The sequence below is a fragment of the Rhizobium sp. N122 genome (assembly GCF_002211295.1).
In the GTDB taxonomy this organism is placed as follows: Bacteria; Pseudomonadota; Alphaproteobacteria; order Rhizobiales; family Rhizobiaceae; genus Rhizobium.
The window spans coordinates 1-15,451 of the sequence record NZ_LOKU01000058.1 but is presented as its reverse complement, the minus strand read 5'-3'; the positions used below and the strand labels follow the sequence as shown (position 1 = coordinate 15,451).

General features: G+C 56.4%; 9 protein-coding genes and 6 pseudogenes. 12 read left to right on the top strand and 3 right to left on the bottom strand.

The genetic code is table 11. The features are described 5' to 3' along the window. Positions 1 to 125, top strand: a pseudogene (locus ATY75_RS34300) (IS5/IS1182 family transposase); the annotation flags it as partial. Between the two features lie 16 nt (positions 126 to 141). Here the strand turns inward: ATY75_RS34300 and ATY75_RS28900 are convergent. Further along, a pseudogene (locus ATY75_RS28900) lies at positions 142 to 378 on the bottom strand (transposase); the annotation flags it as partial. Positions 379 to 437: 59 nt separating this feature from the next. Here ATY75_RS28900 and ATY75_RS28895 point away from each other — a divergent pair. After that, the gene (locus ATY75_RS28895; protein WP_088940144.1) at positions 438 to 1,637 is read left to right on the top strand and encodes an IS256 family transposase; all 1,200 of its coding nucleotides are present in this window, start codon (positions 438 to 440) and stop codon (positions 1,635 to 1,637) included. A 66-nt stretch (positions 1,638 to 1,703) separates the two neighbouring features. Here ATY75_RS28895 and ATY75_RS35300 read toward each other — a convergent pair. Beyond that, a pseudogene (locus ATY75_RS35300) lies at positions 1,704 to 2,017 on the bottom strand (group II intron reverse transcriptase/maturase); the annotation flags it as partial. Between the two features lie 546 nt (positions 2,018 to 2,563). Further along, positions 2,564 to 3,015 (bottom strand): annotated as a pseudogene (locus ATY75_RS28880) (transposase); the annotation flags it as partial. A gap of 528 nt (positions 3,016 to 3,543) precedes the next feature. Between ATY75_RS28880 and virE1 the strand changes: the two are divergent. The 10 genes and pseudogenes from virE1 to ATY75_RS28820 form a co-directional block, all read left to right on the top strand. After that, complete coding sequence (gene virE1, locus ATY75_RS28875) at positions 3,544 to 3,741, top strand: type IV secretion system effector chaperone VirE1 (RefSeq protein ID WP_088940143.1); 198 nt, start codon at positions 3,544 to 3,546, stop codon at positions 3,739 to 3,741. Positions 3,742 to 3,744: 3 nt separating this feature from the next. After that, positions 3,745 to 5,412, top strand: a complete 1,668-nt coding sequence (locus ATY75_RS28870) for a type IV secretion system single-stranded DNA binding effector VirE2 (protein WP_088940142.1) — start codon at positions 3,745 to 3,747, stop codon at positions 5,410 to 5,412. A 65-nt stretch (positions 5,413 to 5,477) separates the two neighbouring features. Then, the gene (locus ATY75_RS28865) at positions 5,478 to 7,433 is read left to right on the top strand and encodes a virulence VirE3 protein (protein ID WP_011427365.1); all 1,956 of its coding nucleotides are present in this window, start codon (positions 5,478 to 5,480) and stop codon (positions 7,431 to 7,433) included. A gap of 8 nt (positions 7,434 to 7,441) precedes the next feature. Next, positions 7,442 to 7,642 carry a hypothetical protein gene (locus ATY75_RS34795; protein ID WP_167862632.1) on the top strand — a complete coding sequence of 67 codons (201 nt, stop codon included), beginning with the start codon at positions 7,442 to 7,444 and terminating at the stop codon, positions 7,640 to 7,642. 7 nt (positions 7,643 to 7,649) lie between these two features. Beyond that, a pseudogene (locus tag ATY75_RS28855) lies at positions 7,650 to 8,080 on the top strand (IS3 family transposase); the annotation flags it as partial. A gap of 2 nt (positions 8,081 to 8,082) precedes the next feature. Next, positions 8,083 to 8,568 (top strand): annotated as a pseudogene (istB, locus tag ATY75_RS28850) (IS21-like element ISRel3 family helper ATPase IstB); the annotation flags it as partial. A 933-nt stretch (positions 8,569 to 9,501) separates the two neighbouring features. Then, positions 9,502 to 9,948 (top strand): T-DNA border endonuclease subunit VirD1, encoded by a 447-nt coding sequence (gene virD1, locus ATY75_RS28835; protein WP_011427368.1) that lies wholly within the window; start codon positions 9,502 to 9,504, stop codon positions 9,946 to 9,948. A gap of 27 nt (positions 9,949 to 9,975) precedes the next feature. Beyond that, on the top strand, positions 9,976 to 11,220 hold the full coding sequence (locus ATY75_RS28830; RefSeq protein WP_088940141.1) for a relaxase/mobilization nuclease domain-containing protein: 1,245 nt from the start codon (positions 9,976 to 9,978) through the stop codon (positions 11,218 to 11,220). A gap of 1,901 nt (positions 11,221 to 13,121) precedes the next feature. Next, positions 13,122 to 15,122 carry a type IV secretion system ATPase VirD4 gene (virD4, locus tag ATY75_RS28825; protein ID WP_088940140.1) on the top strand — a complete coding sequence of 667 codons (2,001 nt, stop codon included), beginning with the start codon at positions 13,122 to 13,124 and terminating at the stop codon, positions 15,120 to 15,122. 165 nt (positions 15,123 to 15,287) lie between these two features. Continuing rightward, positions 15,288 to 15,451, top strand: a 164-nt coding sequence (locus ATY75_RS28820) for a leucine zipper domain-containing protein (RefSeq protein ID WP_143535358.1), incomplete at its 3' end; no start/stop codon positions are given.

The following is a 15,451-nucleotide window of genomic DNA, read 5'->3' as shown; positions in this document are numbered from 1 at the left end:
ACCGAAGCTGAAGGGCGCACTGCAAAAGATCGCTGCGTTCACGCTCAGGATCGTCAAGCGGACCGATAAGGCCAAGGGGCCTCGAGGTTCTGCCGCGTCGCTGGGTCGTGGAGCGCACCTTCGCATGACTTGGCAGATGCCATATCCAGCGGCCTTAAAGTAGTTTGCGCATTCTGCCGCAGTGAAGCGAGGCATCAAGGCCCCGACCGCATCCCATAGAGCATCGATCTCTCGCTCGGCTCGGCCTCGCAACATGGCTTTCAGCTTCGAGAATGCGTTCTCGATTGGATTGAAGTCCGGGCTATAGGGCGGAAGGAACATGAGCTTGGCGCCGGCACGTTCGATGGCATCGCGGACACCGGCTATCTTGTGTGCAGGAGGGACTGTCAGGAATCCTGTGCGTGAGGCCATGATGATGGAAAGGAGAGAATCATCACATGGCTATCGACAAGGAACTTCTGGACCAGCTTTTGGCTGGCCGCGATCCGTCTGAGGTGTTCGGCAAGGATGGCTTGCTCGACGATCTGAGGAAGGCGCTTTCAGAGCGCATTCTCCATGCCGAGTTGGACGAGCATCTCGATGACGAACAGGCGGAGGGCAACGCCAATCGTCGCAACGGCTCTTCGAAGAAGACGGTGCTGACAGGTACGTCAAAGATGACGCTGTCGATCCCGCGCGATCGGGCCGGGACCTTTGATCCGAAGCTGATTGCGAAATACCAGCGTCGCTTCCCGGACTTTGATCACAAGATCATCTCGATGTATGCGCGCGGCATGACGGTGCGCGAGATCCAGGGTCATCTCGAAGAAATCTACGGTATCGAGGTGTCGCCGGATCTGATCTCTGCGGTCACCAATGCTGTTCTCGAGGAAGTTGGGGAATGGCAGAACCGGCCGCTCGAGCTTTGCTATCCGCTCGTGTTCTTCGATGCAATCCGGGTCAAGATCAGGGATGAGGGCTTCGTCCGCAACAAGGCCGTCTATATCGCGCTTGCCGTTCTGGCGGACGGCACCAAGGAAATCCTCGGCCTGTGGATTGAGCAGACGGAAGACGCGAAGTTCTGGCTGCGGGTGATGAACGAACTGAAGAACCGGGGCTGCCAGGACATCCTGATTGCCGTCGTCGACGGGCTGAAAGGCTTTCCAGAGGCGATCACCGCTGCTTTCCCGCAGACGATCGTCCAGACCTGCATCGTGCATCATCCGCCATTCGCTCGAATTCGTGTCATGGAAAGACCGAAAACCGGTTGTCCCGGCGCTGCGGGCAATCTACCGCGCCAAGGACGCCGAAGCCGGAATGAAGGCGCTAGAAGCGTTCGAAACGGATACTGGGGTCAAAAATATCCTGCCATCGCTCAGAGCTGGCGACGCAATTGGGAACACGTCATTCCTTTCTTCGCCTTTCCCGAAAGCGTGCGTCGGATCATCTACACGACCAACGCCATCGAGGCGTTAAACTCCAAACTCCGGCGGGCAGTCCGCTCGCGGGGCCATTTCCCCAGTGACGATGCCGCCATGAAGCTGCTATATTTAGTTCTGAACCACGCGGCCGAAGACTGGAAACGTCCGCCTCGCGAATGGTTCGAGGCCAAAACCCAGTTCGCCGTCGTCTTTGGCGAACGGTTCTTCAACCAATGACGAACCGGCCTCACGCACAGAATTCCTGACAGTCCCGTGCAGGCAGGTTATCCATAATGACCACGTCTCTAAATCCGGCTCAATCATCTGCTTGACCACCATCTGCGCGATCCGATCACTGACCGTCGGCACGCCCAAAACCCTTTCGCCTCCAGTCTTCTTTGGAATGGAGACGGCGCGCACCGGCGGCGGAAAGTAAGCCCCAGAAGACATCCGATTCCAGATCTTGTAGAGATTTCTCGGAAGGTCTTTGTCAAACATCTCCAGGGTCTCACCGTCCACCCGGCTGCACCACGGTTGGCTTTGACCGCTTTGTAAGCTTCGTACACTTGCCGCTTCTCAATCCGAAACGGCTTGTCTGTCGTACCTATCGAAGTCATCCTGTTTCCAGTTGTTCCAAACAATACGACCACCTGATCCGATCCCTTTGCTCCGGCCCCATTACAGGGCCCTCAACGCTCATACGGATCGGTCCGCCCCAGTCTCCTGCATCGGTACTCTCGCCTTACGGTTTCTCCGCTTGGGCTTCTCCCTTGGCATCAGGAGCCTGGTTCCTGCAGTTCCGGGTGAAAGCCTGTGTCCAACTCACGCCCCCTCTACGCCGATCGCCGCCCGCCCAATCATCAGGCACCCGGCGGACTCGTCCCAGGATGACGAAACAGTCCTGGTTTCGACGACGCTTATATTCATAACGGCGCGTCTTCGGAGGGTTCACTTTCGTTCGTCTTTCGGACACGCACCTGCTCGGATCTCGTCCGAACTTTTCATCCGGCGCTCACCACCACGGCTCTTTACCGCAGCAGCTCGGACTGGTTTGAGACCCGCTCCTGAAAGCCGATCCCGGAGGGCCATCCTCCATCATTCACGCAGCTTCACGTTACGGGGTTAGCTCACACTGAACTCCTTCCGTGCCTCTGCAGCACACTTTCGTCGATGAAGATCAGTTTCTCCGGATCGAGGTCCAATTGACCATCGAACCAGGCGCGCCGGCGCTTCAGGACGTCCGGTCGGTCCTGCTCCAGTGCGTGTGCGGTCTTTTCTTAAAGGTCCACCCACGGCCTCGGAGCCAGGCGCCAAGTGCGCTGCGGCTGATCTTCACCTGCCGCTCGACGGACAAGCGCTCAACCATCTCATCGAGCGCCACATCCCTACGCTCGTCGATCAACGCGACAACGAATTCCTCGTGTGCATCCACTCCCGAAGGTCGTCTCCAGCCCTGTGGCCGAGCAGTTAACTCACCCTCTTTCGCTCTTGCGATCCAGCGGATCGCTGTCGAAATCCCAACACCGAAACGAGCCGCAGCCTGCCGAGCCGACATGCCCGACGCAGACGCTTTCAAAACCCGTATTCGGAGATCATCACTCAGGGCCTGTCCCATCATCCACCTCTCCGCTGTGGATGTTGAATCAGCTTCGGTCGCACTCGTCACCTCACAATCGATTCATCAATCGCAGGACATGCTCTAGCAAGAGTTTCAGATGAAGCGCGATAGTCGTTCCAAGACCGGGGCTCAAATGGTAGATTCCACACACATTCACTTCAATTCGGGAGGCAAAACTGTGTCCGAAGAGAGACTGCTGGCGCAGGAGCCTTGAAATTCAGAGCACGGCAAGAATGTTGATGCGGCTTACATCGCGCGCGGGGTTCCGATTGGAGCCGCTGTCTGCCGACAGTCAAGCTGAAAGGCGGCAATTCGGCGAACTCAAAGTGCGAGTTGTTCTGAACGATCTTCGGCCGGGAACGTGTGATGTCGACCTTGCGTCGGAAGAGCCGATTGCGGCCCGGCTCCCCAGCAAAACGGCTCCAAGTCTGAGGAAAGGGTCGCGCTTAGCGCCCTGCAATCGCTCAGGCCGTTCAAGGCCGCGGAGATGGAGAACGTCGCAAGTTTTGCAGGAGAAACAACGACATGGCGATCATTAAACTAAATGCGAATAAAACCAGGCCCGTCTCCTTGCCTGAGGAGCCGCGAGAAATTCACACAGAAGCGTTCAGCCTCAATCACCGCTCAAACGGTTTCACGAGTTTGGATCTCGAAATGATTGAACTGGAGAATTTTGTCCTCCGGTGCCCGCTGCCCGAAGAGAATCTCGCAGGAAGGATTTAAACGATGGATCCGAAAAGCGAAGACAATGGGGAAAATATCCTTGTGACTGGCGAGCGCGACTTCGAAAATGCTGTTGTCGTCGATCCCAAGCGTCAAAGGAAGGAAGCACTAGACTCAAGCACGACTCCTGATATCGAGATGACGGGTAGCCACGAAACTTTCGAGTTCGACATCCCCGGGACCCCAGCTCACACGGAAAATGTAAGCTCTCAGTTCGACGAGATGCTTAATTCCCAATCCAGTCATGATTCCCATAGCGTCCACGGCAATCAGTCCGAAGTGGACAATGAGTTATCCAGCCTGTTCGCCAATATGGTTTTGCCTGGCCATGATCGGCGTGCAGACGAGTATATTCTGGTGCGGCAAACTGGACCGGATGCGTTTGCCGGTACGTCTAAAGGTGATCTTGAGCATCTACCCACCAAAGCGGAATTCAACGCAAGCTGCCGCCTCTATAGGGACGGGGCCGGCAATTATTATCCCCCGCCTCTCGCATTTGAAAGAATTGACGTCCCGGCGGAATTAAGCGCGAGATGGCATAACCTTGAGCCAAAAGACCAGGATAAGGCGCGTTTTCAATACAAGTTGGAAGTCTGGAATCGTGCTCACGCAGAGATGGGCGTCACGGGTGCGAATATATTCTATCAAACAGATAAGAACATAAAGCTCGATCAAAATTACAGATTGAGGCCTCAAGACAGGTACATACAAACGAAATATGGCCCCCGAGAGGTTCAGAAGCGCTACGAACACCAATTCCAGGCTGGCTCGCTTCTGCCTGACATTCTGATCAAGACCCCGGAAAATCATGTCCATCTAGTGTACAGGTCTGCCGGTGACAAGTTCGCCAATAAGTCCTTTGCGGAGTTCGAGCGGATAATAAAGACTAAGTATGGTAGTGACACCGAGATCAAGCTGAAATCGAAGTCGGGTATCATGCATGATTCCAGGTATCTGGAGTCATGGGAACGGGGAGCTGCGGATATCCGCTTCGCGGAATTCGCAGGAGAGAATCGAGCTCACAACAAAGCTTTGCCGCTTGCGACCATCAATATGGGAGGGCAGCCGGATGGGCAGGGAGGAACGACTCGCGATCGCTTCGTTAGCGTCGATTTCCTAATGCAACACGCCCCCAACTCGCCCTGGTCGCAAGCTTTGAAAAAGGGCGAGCAATGGGATCGCGTTCAAGTCCTTGCCCGCGATGGTAATCGCTATATGACCCCTGCCAGATTGGAATATTCCGATCCGGAGCATTTCGCTCAGGTGATGAATCGAGTTGGACTACCCCACTCGATGGGCCGACAAAGCTATGCGAATTCCATAAAATTTGAGCAGTTTGCCGGGCAGGCGGCAGTGATTGTTGCGAACGGCGCAGATCTACGTGACATTCGAGATCTTTCTTCGGAAAAGCTGCAACAACAGCTGACCGAGAACAACGTTCTCATTGCGGACCGAAATGAGAAAGGCCAGCGAACCGGTACCTACACGAGTGCTGCGGAATATAAGCGGCTCTTAATTAAGTTACCAGACGACGCGGCCCAATTGCTTCGCGAACCGACCGATAAATATTCGCGTGATTTTGTCCGTCCGGATCCCGTGGTACGGCCAATCGTTGATAGTCGCCGGAACTACGAAAATCGACAGCGTGGTCAAAGCATAAACGGGCTGTGACGTTCCGCCACTGCGGGAGCGATGAGACCTGTACCGTCCGAAGTAGCTAGTGAAAGAGCTCAGCCGTGGTCAGCATCACAAAAAAGACTGTCACCAAATCGCTTACAAGTGACATGCGTCGTGCCACCAAGCGCCTGTATGAGCAAATGTGTAAAGCGTTGCTTACGGAAGAGAACGCAATGAGGCGGCAGGCACGGCTCGAGATGCCGAAAAAGAAGCGAAAATATACTGTCGATATGGAGATGGTCGACAAGCTGGACGCCGGCTTTCGAGGTGAAATAAGCTATAAAATTTTTGGAAATAAGCAGCTTCGAATCGACCGCCCAAAAGAACTAACCCGTGAGCACGGTATCTTTGAAAAAACGAAGAAAGTTCTAAAGCGCAACGCAGAAACGGGCGCAGTTTATTTGAGCCTTCACGAAAAGAAGAGTTGGGCTAGGGTTACGAGCCATCAGTACGCTGAGGACGGCACTCTTCGCACGAAGCATGTAAAATATCGAGACGGGCGCTTCGAGGAAAAGTGGGAGCGGGACGAAACCGGTTCCCTTGTCCGGACACGGTATGTCAACCGAGGCAGGCTCAGTGGTCGGCTGTTTCGGCCTGTTTCTGAGGAGCTGAGTGCGCCTGAGCCTGGCGGACCAGAGAACAGACTCTACCGCAAACTGACTCGTCAAGTAGGGTCCAGGCGGGAAACATTTGAGCGGGACGACAAAGGCGGCCTTGAGCTAGTCGGCTATAAACGCCCCGGCTTTTCCAGGAATACAACGAAATCGGAAGATCGCCATACCTCGCAAACGAAGATTCGGAAACTTGGTGGGACATTCAGCAAATCTTACAGGTCCCTCCTGGACAAGGAAGGCAACGAAGTAGGCCGAGATATCCTGAGTCACCGTCGGATGTTCAACAAGAGATCGGCCATCTACGATGAGTCCACAAAGCAATTGACAAGCATTAAACACACCTTCGGCAAAATTTATAAGAGTGAGTCGCAATACCTGAGCGCTGAGATAAAGAAAGTCTCAAAAAAGATACTCGGAGTGACGGTTCGTCGGAAACTGACGGCATTGAGCGAACCTGAACTTTGCGCGCAGAGACTCCGTGTTTCGGAATCGGTCGAGCATAGGAAAGCCTGGCAGGAGCCCACCGCTATCACCAGATCTTCGCCAAGGGAGGATCCTAGCATCCCTTTGGTGTCGAAGCCGGACCGGACTGACCGAGTTCGAAACGGCCGTGGTGTCCAGACCGAAGCCAAACTCACGCTCGTGAACGACAAACCAGTTGATCTTGCTTCACAAAACTCCCCCCTATTTCTCCAACAGGCATCAGAGCAGCAGTTTGGTTTGCAACCACAATCTCCGTCGTCAGCAGTGCATTTTTCGGATTCGGCTTCTAAGGCGGAAGGGGTTACACTAGGCAAAGGTCCAATATCGCAGAGTCCTCGTCGCGGCAATGAACGGGAGGTGCGATCGGAAGAAAATCTTGACAAGTATCTCGGACATTCCGTCTCGTCAAATGAGTCTCTGTCGGAGATCACGCTTCATGGATCGCCGCAAAAACCAACACTAACCGGCTTGCGGGAAACGCCACCACACTCATCCTTGGATCTGCAATCGTCTGACGCCATAAACGATGCTCAGGCTCCGCAGGTAACTTCTTCAGCGGTCAGTCATCAGTCTGCTCCGGAACAAGAGCTCTTGAGTTTTTTGAATGGTGTGCCAGCCCCAGTGCATAGTGGCGGAGAGCGTATTGCTGAGCACAACCGAGATGTTGCTGCATCAAATGCGGCTTTTGATCCGCAGTCATTGTTCGGCGAACCAGACTTGTCACGCGCTTCGGAATTAAGGCTGGAATTTCCAGCGCAAGGCGACCGTCTATCGGATGCGGAACAGCAAGCGTTGCTGAACGGGTTGCTGGCTATACCGCTACCGGCTCGTTCTGCGAAGATGAATTCCGAACGATCGATGATTTTGGAAGGTTCACGGAGTCGAGAGCGGCCCGTGTCAGGAGGGCTTTCGCTATAGAGTGGGAAATGAGACACCCCGGCAAGGCGCTTCACGCCCTCACCCTCGGCCACACAAAGTTATCGATGATTTGTAAACTCGGAACAAATTTCATCGATTCTGCGAAGGTCTTCTCCACTAGGATCGGGTTGTTCAAGACCAACCTGACGGAAAGACCACCGATGACCAATGACATGATGAGCGTGCGCTCCTCGGATTTTGCCGAATGACGATCCGTACGAAACCAGGCGCAGCGATGACCATGACCTTCGAGAGCGGATGAAGGCGCTGGCGCATGAACGCCGCTGCTTTGGATATCACGCCTTCATGTGCTGCTCATGCGTGAGGGTCGCCTTGTGAACCACAAGCGGCTCTTCCGGCTCTATCGGGAGGAGAAGCTGTCAGTGCGCAAACGTGGCGGCCGGAAGCGAGCGATCGGCACACCCGCGCCGATGCTGATCCCGATGGCAGCCACTGATCGATGGTCGCTGGACTTCGTGTCGGATTAACTCACCGATGGTCGCAGGTTCCGGGTGTTTGCGGTCGTCGGCGATTGCACCAGGGAATGCCTGGGCCTCGTCGCCGATACGTCCCTTTCCGGCCTGCGGGGTGCCCTTGAGTTGAACCGGATCATCGAGGAACGAGGCAAGCCGAAGATGATCGTCAGCGTGGTAGGCTTGCCACGATCAAGACGCTCGCCGGCTTCGACTTCACCTTCCAGCCTTCGCTCGATCGCGATCGTATCCTCACCCTGGCGCAGCTCGGCTTCGTCGATCGTCATGAAGCCGTTCATTTCCTTGGCCCACCGGGAACAGGCAAAAGCCATCTCGCCACAGCGCTCGGCGTCGAAACCGTGAAGGCCGGAAAGAGCGTGTATTTTACGACGCTCGCCGATCTCATTGGTTCGCTTGCCCGTTCCGAACGAGAAGGCAGGCTTCAGGATCGCATTCGCTTCTTCTGCAGGCCAAGCTTGCTGATCGTCGACCAGATCGGCTACCTGCCGGTCGTCCAAGGCGGCGGCAATCTCTTCTTTCAGCTCGTCAACGCCCGATATGAACGCGGCGCGATGATCCTGACGTCAAACCGCGGCTTCGCGGAATGGGGCGATGTGTTCGGAGATCCCGTCGTCGCGACGGCGCTGCTCGACAGATTGATTCAGGAGATGCCGAACTCGCGGCACAGCGCCGCAATCTTCTCGCCATCCAGAACCCGCGCAACGAATTTGAGACGCTCGTCCATGAGATTACACTCCTGCCAAGGCACCTTTGCTCTCCTCGCAAAGGCCAAAAGTGTAACCCATGTCTCCGGTATGAACTGTCACCCTTCTCTCGGGAAGGACACTCACGGATCGGTCGAACATCCACGCCGGGACTTCAAAAAGCCGATCAGAAGAAGCGCCAGAAAGGCTGCAGCGAAAAATAGCCGTTCCTTTGGTCAGCGCCTCATGGACGTGGACGAACTGACCGGACCAGGGATGCCACGGATACAAAAGCTCACGAACCTCCGTCCCGTGGGTGTTCTGTCGTCGTGTTGTACAATAATTTCCGGCCCTCGGCTGGATGACACCTGCCGAGTTCTTCAAACAATCAACCCGCGACTTGATGCGGTGCTGCGCAGCCGGAATGGCTCCGCACCGCAACCCGCCGTTACCGCCCCGAATACAGCAACCGCTGGAACGAATTCAAAATTGGATAAAACTTAGGGGCAAGGTCAATCACCGAGTAAGCTCCCGGAAAGGGCCGCCTTCCAACGCTGATGTGAATATCGGAAGTCGTAGAACCGCTGCTGTTTGCGTCGGTGTCCAGTCCCAAGCCAGCAATCGCTCCAGCCTGCTGAACCGCAACCTGTCTCGGCTTTGGCGTCCCACAGACTGGCGTCTGCCCGCTCATTTGTTTTCGTTCTTTTAATTTGCAAGCAGTTCAATGAAAGGCGGTTTCGCTGTTGTTATAATGATTGCGATTGTAATAATATAAACTGAAATTGTGGAAGTATAATATTGATTTGGGATTTAATAGGACTAGGCTTTCCATTGCTCCTGGCGGCGAAGCCCCGGACGGAACAAAATCGTTCCAATTCCATGGAGGAAGTCATGGCGCAGGCCAAACCGGCTCCGTATGATACTGCTACCGACCAGCATAATCGCGTGTGTATCGACGGCTTTAAGGTCGTAAGCACGCGTTTGCGATCGGCTGAATATGAGACCTTCTCCCACCAAGCGCGCTCGCTGGGACTGTCTGACAGTATGGCCATGCGCGTTGCAGTGCGCCGCATTGGGGGCTTTCTCGAAATAGATGAAAAAACGCGTGGTAAGATGGAAGGTATTCTTTTGTCCATGGGAACGCTTTCAGGCAATATTGCCGCCCTGTTGTCTGCTTACGCGGATAATCCGCGGCCGGATTTGGAGGCCCTGAGAGCCGAACGTATCGCTTTCGGCAAGGCGTTCGCCGACCTTGACGGCTTGCTCCGTTCTATTTTGTCCGTATCCCGCCGGCGTATAGATGGTTGCGCTATGCTGAAAGACACATTGCAGCGCTGACGTGGCACCCGCCCGGGAGCATGTTCGATGCCGGATCGACCTCAGGTTATCATTCGCATAGTACCTGATGGTGGAACTAGGACCCTCCAGCAGATCATCAATCAGCTGGAGTATCTCTCCCGGAAGGGAAAACTCGAGTTGCAGCGTTCAGCCCGGCACCTCGATATCCCCGTGCCGCCGGATCAAATCGCTGAACTTGCCCGAAGCTGGGTCCAGGAGACCGGAGTTTATGACGAAAGTCAGCCGGATGAGCGAAGGGAACAGGAGTTGACCACGCATATTATTGTAAGCTTCCCCCCGGGCACAGGTCGAGCAGATGCTTATGCGGCGAGCCGCGAGTGGGCAGCCGAGATGTTTGGGTCAGGCAACGGGGGCGGGCGATACAACTATCTTACGGCCTTCCACGTTGACCGCGATCACCCGCACCTGCATGTCGTGGTCAACCGCCGCGAACTTCTGGGACGTGAGTGGCTGAAGATTTCGCGGCGCCACCCGCATCTGAATTACGAAGCCTTGCGCATGAAGATGGCCGAGATTTCGCTCCGCCACGGCATTGTCCTTGATGCCAGCTCACGAGCAGAACGTGGTATCCTTGAGCGTCCGATGACTTACGCCCAGTTCCGGCGCCTTGAGCGGCAGGCCAGCCGGGTCCGGTTCGACGATGCAGATACGGAACAGGGGTCACCGCGTGAAGATCATCCCTTGCAGGACCAACCTGTGGATACGTTGCCTCCTGCCGGGCCTTCGAGCAAATCGAAGGCCGCAGTTCAACCGTCCATCGCACATAACGCGTCGCCCGTTCCCTTGTTGGAGAGCGCAGGATTCGTTCCGGCGGGCAACCTCGGTGATGACGCACCAAATGCTGTCCGGGACGGCGCATGCAAGCCAAGGGACAATTCCGGAGTTCCTGGCACAGCAAACCAGAATGCGGTGCAGTCGCCAGACACCGCGCAAGAGAATCGAAAACGACGACGCGATGATGCTGGCGAGCCGAGTGGGGCAAAGGGCGGGAGATCAATTGCCACCGAGCCGGAGACAACCGCCCGGGAGCAGAACGATCGCAATAACCCCGCAACATTGCTGGCCGCCCCCCCCAGGTCACTGTCGTTGAATGACACCGCCCGTAGCGGATCGGCGACTGATTCACTGCCTGCGGTTTTCGAAAGCCAGCAGCAGAGACGGCTTTCCTCGAAGCGGGCACTTGAGGACGAGGCACCGGGTGACCGAAAACGGGCAAGGGATGGGAGCAGCCAGGATCGTCGCCGGGATTAGGACGCAGGTAAGGAGCCAATCATGACCCATGGGCAGTTCACCGATTATCGCGCGCGTCCGGCGCTGACAGTCTCGGACGACGGCCATGGAACGGCAACAATCCCGGCGCTGGAGGGGCAGATCAAGGTACGGGGCGGCGGAGAGGGCGCGGCAGTCGCGGCCGATCTGCCGACACGACCGAATGAAGGAGTGCACCCACATATCAGGGAAATGCCGGCGAGTACTGCTGCCGGCCTCATCGAGGCCGCTGCGGACTCGCCTGGCGCATTCGAAGCGACTGCAAATGTACCCGCCATCCTGCACAATAACAAAGGTGATTTCCGCGCCGCCATGCAGTACTTGCGCTCGCTTGAACCGGAACGATCAGACAGGCGCGCCGGTGAACCTGCCATGTCGCCGGAGCCGCCAGCACGGGCCGCGAAGCGACTGCGCGGAAACCAGTCCCCCGGCTGGACAGTCAAATCGGCCGTACAGCGGCAAAGCGCGCTCGGCAGTCTCTGCCAGCCGAGCAACGCCCATCCGAAGCGAGTGTATACAACATTCGGCCACCGACAGAAACAACACGGGGAAACTGGCAGGAAAGCTCATCAATTCCGGACGCCACTCCCGTCTCCTTACCCCATTCGGGTCCACCCGCGCATTGGTTCGGGAGGGATACCGATGCGGATAGAAACTCGGCTGATACCATTCCGCTTGCGAACTGGGGGGTGGAGGAGACCGTGAAGCCGAAAATCTTGCGGTTCATGCGAACACTCCAACTTCCGACACGATGAGAGGTTCTCGCAGCGTGACACATACCGAAGTTCTGGACGATGCCGGCAGTACCCGCACGAAAGAACTCCACAGTCGTTTCCGCGAAGAAACGACCCCCGGATCATCTCAGGGGTTATTTCCGGGTACGCAAACCTCGCCACAAGGTCGCCACGAGGATATCCCCGACCTGAACGAAGCAGCTCTGGCCGAAATCGATGCGGCATACGACGCCCCGTTGAGAATGCCCGGGGGGACGACGAGTGTCATACCGGATATGCAGTCCGGATCAGGCGAGGCATTCCCCGGGGTCGTGGACGGGCCCTGCGTCGATCCGGAGATGCACGCTGTTAAACGCCATGGACTCTTGCCGCAAGCACCGGAGTGCGCTGCAGCGGAGCCCTGTGGCTGGCCTGGCTTCACATCGGCCGATCTTGAAAAAATCGATGCAATCGTGAGTTTTCGCTCGGACGGTTGGTCCCCGACGCGAAACATTCCGCCGAAATTCACCGCGGCTGGTCCCGACAGCGTCTCCCGGAATGGGCGCGCTGTCAGAAATTCGCGCGGGATGCCGGCCTGCGACACGGCGCACGCCGGGAATTTTCCGATCTGTCCGGCGCTGAAACGGCTCACATCAAGAAGTGTGCGCGGCTCGCAACGACCACTGCTGAAAAGGGAAAGCAACAGATATCGTCTCCGGCTGACCTGCGGTCCGGTTCAGGCAACCCATATCCCGACGCAATCAGCCGCCGGTCATCTGCCCACGATGTCCCACGATGCCAGTCAACTGACGTCATTGTGGCTCCGCGAGCCCGAGATGATCTGTAACGAACTAGTAGCAAGCGCTTGCCCGACGCCGGTTGCCTGCATCGCCAGACCACGAAAAAACGTCGGGCACGCACCCGCTAGGTTTCATGATACCGCTCCTGTTCCCGGACACCATCGTCCTAGCAGAAGGGGTAGGTTCACGCCTTTTGATGATGTGATGCTGTCGGAAATCGACGGCTGGATGAACGGGACCGCGGGAGCCGGCCACCGGCCAGCCGACCGGAACCGCGATCGCGTGAAGGTTACGACCGTTGGGTTCTGTTCTGGCAGCGCCCGGACCTCAAACGCGATTTCCGATTTGTCCCGCAGTGTTTGGTGAAGAGATGAACTCGAGCAAGAGCACGCCCCTACGTTTGGCCGTTAGTGTCGTATGCTCGCTGGCAGCCGGTCTTTGTGTTGCAAGCTTGTATGTAACGTTCCGCCAAGGCTTTAATGGCGAAGCGATGATGACCTTCAGTGTCTTCGCCATCTGGTACGAGTCGCCGCTCTATCTGGGGCATACGACCTCGGTATTCTACTACGCTCTGGCCATTGTCGTATCAACTTCAGCCGTCGTTCTACTCAGCCAACTGTTCGTGTCGCTGCGCAACCGCGAGCATCATGGAACGGCTCGCTGGGCAGAATTCGGGGAAATGCGACGTGCCGGCTACCTGCAGCGTTACACCAGTATCAATGGTGCGGTGTTTGGCAAGACCTGTGGTCCCCACTGGTTCGGCAGCTATCTGACCAACGGCGAACAGCCCCATAGTCTGGTCGTCGCGCCGACGCGAGCCGGCAAGGGCGTCGGCGTCGTCATTCCGACGCTGCTGACCTTCAGGGGCTCGGTGATAACACTCGATGTCAAAGGTGAGCTTTTTGACCTGACGTCCAGGGCACGAAAGGCAAACGGCAACGTCGTTTTCAAGTTCGCGCCTCTGGATCCGGAGCGACGGACCCATTGCTACAATCCGGTTCTCGATATTGCGGCAATGCCTCCCGAGAGGCAGTTTACCGAGACACGCCGACTTGCTGCAAACCTTATCACTGCGAAAGGCAAGGGAGCGGAAGGCTTCATCGATGGCGCACGAGACCTTTTTGTTGCGGGTATCCTTGCTTGTATCGAGCGCGGCACTCCGACAATAGGCGCAGTCTACGACCTTTTTGCCCAGCCTGGCGAGAAGTACAAGCTTTTTGCGCAACTCGCGGAAGAAAGCCAGAATAAGGAGGCTCAGCGCATCTTTGACAACATGGCGGGCAACGACACGAAAATCCTGACCTCCTATACGTCGGTGCTCGGCGACGGCGGTCTCAATCTTTGGGCTGATCCGCTGGTCAAGGCAGCGACCAGCCGATCCGACTTTTCCATCTACGACCTGCGTCGCAGGAAGACCTGCGTTTATCTTTGTGTAAGTCCCAACGATCTTGAGGTCGTTGCTCCGTTGATGCGCCTTCTTTTTCAGCAGGTCGTGTCGATTTTGCAGCGATCCCTGCCAGGGAAGGACGAGCGCTACGAAGTTCTGTTTCTCCTCGACGAATTCAGGCATCTGGGCAAACTTGAGGCCATCGAGACCGCGATCACCACCATCGCCGGATACAATGGCCGTTTCATGTTTATTATTCAGAGTCTCTCCGCGCTGACGGGTACCTACGACGAGGCGGGCAAACAGAACTTTCTCAGCAATACCGGTGTGCAGGTATTTATGGCCACCGCTGACGACGAAACACCGACATATATCTCGAAGGCTATCGGGGAATATACGTTCAAGGCGCGCTCGACCTCCTATAATCAGACACGCATGTTCGACCAGAACATCCAGATCTCCGATCAGGGGGCACCGCTTTTGCGCCCCGAACAGGTGCGCTTGATCGACGACAGGAATGAAATCATCCTCATAAAGGGGCACCCGCCACTTAAACTGCGAAAAGTGCAATATTACTCGGATCGCGCGCTGAAGCGTATTTTCGAAGCCCAGACCGGTTCGCTCCCCGAGCCAGCGCCCCTTGTGCTGCCGGAGAACATCAATCGCGGAGACCTGGAACAGCCGACTGTCCTCGCGGCGGCGCGAGAGCCCGGCGACAAGGATTTTGTAGGCGACAATGCGGAAACCGATGGGTACAACGGCAACTGCAATCACGACAATGATGGGGCCATCGGATTTGATATCCCGTACGGCCCGATTGAAATCGACGATCTGGAGGAATACGCCAGCACAGCTTGTGTCACCGCCGATGCCGGCCCGTCTGCCGAAGTCGCTCCGGCTCTGGTTGCGCAAGAACAATTGCTGAAACGGATAATCGCGCTTCAGCAACGGTATAGGTCTGGCTCGTCAAACCCCGGGGATTGATTTGAAGCAGCGTCGTTCGGCATCATTCGATGCCGGAGTCGGTCAGATATTGCGGTTCGATCGATGCGGTGCCAGACCTAGATGTGAGCTTCCAATAGATTGTCCATTCGATCCGGACCGGGAAAGCTGAGGTTGTCGAAGCTTCAGTGATTCTCGGGGGACCGAATGGACATCCATATGAATGCCCGCCTCACGCCGCTCAGTCGAGCGGTAATTGCGCACCGCGTGCTGATGGAAGGACAGCGACCGATGGCCGTCGCTGCGGCTTTCGGCGTCTGCGTGAAGACTGTCTATAAGTGGGTAAGGCGCTATCGACGGGAGGGCGAGGC

Excerpts from the sequence above, each read along its gene's own strand:
- ATY75_RS28830 (WP_088940141.1), top strand. The coding sequence starts at position 9,976 with ATGCCGGATCGACCTCAGGTTATCATTCGCATAGTACCTGATGGTGGA.
- virD1 (WP_011427368.1), top strand. The coding sequence starts at position 9,502 with ATGGCGCAGGCCAAACCGGCTCCGTATGATACTGCTACCGACCAGCAT.
- virD4 (WP_088940140.1), top strand. The coding sequence starts at position 13,122 with ATGAACTCGAGCAAGAGCACGCCCCTACGTTTGGCCGTTAGTGTCGTA.
- virE1 (WP_088940143.1), top strand. The coding sequence starts at position 3,544 with ATGGCGATCATTAAACTAAATGCGAATAAAACCAGGCCCGTCTCCTTG.
- ATY75_RS28870 (WP_088940142.1), top strand. The coding sequence starts at position 3,745 with ATGGATCCGAAAAGCGAAGACAATGGGGAAAATATCCTTGTGACTGGC.
- ATY75_RS28895 (WP_088940144.1), top strand. The coding sequence starts at position 438 with ATGGCTATCGACAAGGAACTTCTGGACCAGCTTTTGGCTGGCCGCGAT.
- ATY75_RS34795 (WP_167862632.1), top strand. The coding sequence starts at position 7,442 with ATGAGACACCCCGGCAAGGCGCTTCACGCCCTCACCCTCGGCCACACA.